General features: G+C 66.7%; 4 protein-coding genes. 1 reads left to right on the top strand and 3 read right to left on the bottom strand.

Annotated elements, in window-relative coordinates; genetic code table 11:
• On the top strand, positions 1–328 hold a 328-nt coding region (locus tag JWQ24_RS28145), incomplete at its 5' end, for an SDR family oxidoreductase (RefSeq protein WP_299815789.1).
• Positions 329–649: 321 nt separating this feature from the next.
• On the opposite strand, the gene JWQ24_RS28140 is transcribed toward JWQ24_RS28145, so the two are convergent.
• From JWQ24_RS28140 to JWQ24_RS28130, 3 genes are all read right to left on the bottom strand, one after another.
• On the bottom strand, positions 650–1,108 hold the full coding sequence (locus JWQ24_RS28140; protein ID WP_299815786.1) for a MaoC family dehydratase: 459 nt from the start codon (positions 1,106–1,108) through the stop codon (positions 650–652).
• On the bottom strand, positions 1,105–1,920 hold the full coding sequence (gene fabG / locus JWQ24_RS28135) for a 3-oxoacyl-ACP reductase FabG (RefSeq protein WP_299815783.1): 816 nt from the start codon (positions 1,918–1,920) through the stop codon (positions 1,105–1,107). Before fabG ends, JWQ24_RS28140 begins: the two co-directional genes overlap by 4 nt.
• 10 nt (positions 1,921–1,930) lie before the next feature.
• The coding region (locus JWQ24_RS28130) for an acyl-CoA dehydrogenase family protein (protein ID WP_299815780.1) at positions 1,931–2,725 on the bottom strand (795 nt) is incomplete at its 5' end.

Genomic DNA, 2,725 nt, shown 5'->3' with positions numbered 1-2,725 from the left:
GGTCGAGGGGCTTCGCGGCGGCGCGTATCTGCACGGCTATGTTGCGTCGAAATTCGCGGTGCGCGGGCTCACCAAGTCGGCTTCGCAGGAGCTGGGCGGGTTCGGCATCCGCGTCAACTCGGTGCACCCGGGGTTCATCGAGACACCCATGACGCAGGGCATCGACTCGAAGCAGCTGCAGATCCCCTTGCACCGCGGCGCGAAGCCCGAGGAGGTTTCGAAGATGATCGTGTTTCTCGCGAGCGACGACTCGAGCTACTCCACGGGTGCGGAGTTCGTGGTCGACGGCGGCATGACCGCGGGCATTCCACACCGCACGGGCGCCTAGCTCGACCCGCTCACGCGCACGGTCCACGCAATGCGCGCGACTTTGCAGCTATCGACCCACCCCTCGGGTTTTGAGTCGTTTACCGCAAAGTCGATGTCCAGGGCTCGATGAGTCCACGCCATTACCAAAACGAAGGAGTGGCTCCGTACTTTTGGGAACGCGCGCGCACCGTTGGTTTAGGGAACACGGGCGCACCGTCGGGTTGGGAACGCGCGCGCTCGGCAGGCTTGGGAACGCGGGCGCACGACTGGCTTGCGGCCGGGGGCGGCCGACCTCGCGGGCGCCACCGAGCGGCGTCATCGGCGTCACGCCCGAGCCCAGCTAGCGGTCCAGCACGAACAGGGCAATGGACTCCGCGACGAGCGCCGGCTTGTCCGTGCCTTCGATCTCGATCGTGACGAGCAGGTGCACGCGAACGCCCTGCGGCGCCGTGTCAACGCTGACGACCTGTGCGTGTGCCCGTACGCGGCTGTTGACCGGAACGACCGTCGGAAACCGCACCCGATCGAGCCCGTAGTTGATGATCATCGGGCTGCCCTCGAGAGTCACAAGCCCAAACAGCAGCACCGACAGGATCGACAGGGTCAGGTAGCCATGCGCGATCGTGGTGCCGAAGGGTCCCGCTGCCGCACGCGACGCATCCACGTGAATCCACTGGTGATCGCCCGTGGCATCGGCGAACGTATCAATGCGCGCCTGGTCGATGACCATCCAGTCGCTCGTCTCGGCCTGCCCGCCGACCGCGGCCTCGAGCTCGGCGATGGATGCATAGTGCGTCACGACTTCGGCCCTCCCGCCACATAGAGCACCTGGCCGGACACGAATCCCGCCCCCTCGCTGACGAAGAACGACGCGGCGGCCGCGATGTCTTCCGGCAGCCCCCAGCGACCGACCGGGATATCCTTCGCCGCCTCGCCCATGAAATCCTCGAACGGAACGTTGATACGCTCGGCCGTCGCCCGCAGCATGTCGGTCGCGATCATCCCCGGTGCGATCGAGTTGGCGGTCACGTTGTAGCGGCCGAGTTCGATCGCAATCGTCTTCGTGAAGCCCTGGATCCCGGCCTTGGCCGCCGAGTAGTTGGCCTGTCCACGATTGCCGAGTGCCGAGATACTCGAGAGGTTCACGACACGGCCCCACTTGGCCTCAACCTGAAACGCCTGCACCGCCCGCGTCATCAGGAACGCACCGCGCAGGTGCACGCTCATCACGGCATCCCAGTCTTCGTCGGTCATTTTGAACAGGAGATTGTCGCGCAGGATGCCAGCGTTGTTCACGAGGATCGTGGGCTTCCCGAGTTCTGCCGCCACCTGGGCGACCGCGGCCTTCACCGCGTCGGAGTCGCCCACGTCTGCCCCAACCCCAATCGCCTCGCCGCCCGCCTTCTGGATGCGGTCGACCGTCTCCTGAGTATCGGATGCGCGCAGGTCGACGACGGCGACGCGATGGCCGTCAGTCGCGAGGCGCTCAGCGATCGCGGCACCGATCCCGCGGCCCGCACCCGTGACGATGGCGGTGCGCCGGGATGCGTTGGCGCGGATGCCCGCGATGACCGACTCGGCGAGGTCGGGACTGCTGACTGACTCTGGCATGGGCGTCTCCTTAGGTTTCTCGGCTGAGCTCGGCTCGCCCGAGCGCATTCAGGTGAACTTCGTCCGGCCCGTCCGCGAGGCGCAGCGCCCGTGCGCCCGCCGCGAACTCCGCGAGCGGCAGGTCGCCCCCGAGGCCGGCCGCGCCGAACAGTTGCATCATCCGGTCCAGAATCTTTTCGAGCATCCGCGGCACCGCGATTTTGATCGACTGGATCTCGGCGTGCGCCGCGCGATTGCCGACCGTGTCCATGAGCCAGGCGGTCTTCAAAACCAGCAGGCGATTGGCTTCGATCTCGGTGCGCGCCTCCGCGAACCACTCCCGGATGACGCCCTGCTCCGCCAGGGGACGCCCGAAGGCCACGCGCGCATTGGCTCGCACCCGGCCAAGGTCGAGAGCGCGCTCGGCCATGCCGATCGCGCGCATGCAGTGGTGGATTCGCCCGGGGCCCAGCCGCGCCTGCGCCATCGCGAAACCCTCCCCATCAGCGCCGAGCAGGTTGGCGACGGGTACTCGCACGTTCTCGAACAGCACCTCGGCGTGGCCACCGTGGTCGCGATCGTTGTAGCCAAAGACCGTCAGCGCACGCACGACGGTCAAACCTGGCGTGTCCCGGGGGACGAGGATCATGCTCTGCTGGCGATGACGATCGGCCGCAGCGTCGGTCTTGCCCATGACAATGAACAGCGCTGCGCCCGGGTTCATGGCGCCGGTCGACCACCACTTGCGGCCATTAATAACGTACGTATCGCCGTCGCGATGGATGCTCGTCTCGATGTTTGTGGCGTCCGATGAGGCGACATCCGG

It is taken from the genome of Tardiphaga sp. (assembly GCF_028290495.1).
Classification (GTDB): domain Bacteria; phylum Pseudomonadota; class Alphaproteobacteria; order Rhizobiales; family Xanthobacteraceae; genus Tardiphaga.
This window is presented reverse-complemented; position numbering and strand designations above follow the sequence as displayed.

Coding starts and splice junctions, on each gene's coding strand:
- fabG (WP_299815783.1), bottom strand. CDS start 1,920: ATGCCAGAGTCAGTCAGCAGTCCCGACCTCGCCGAGTCGGTCATCGCG.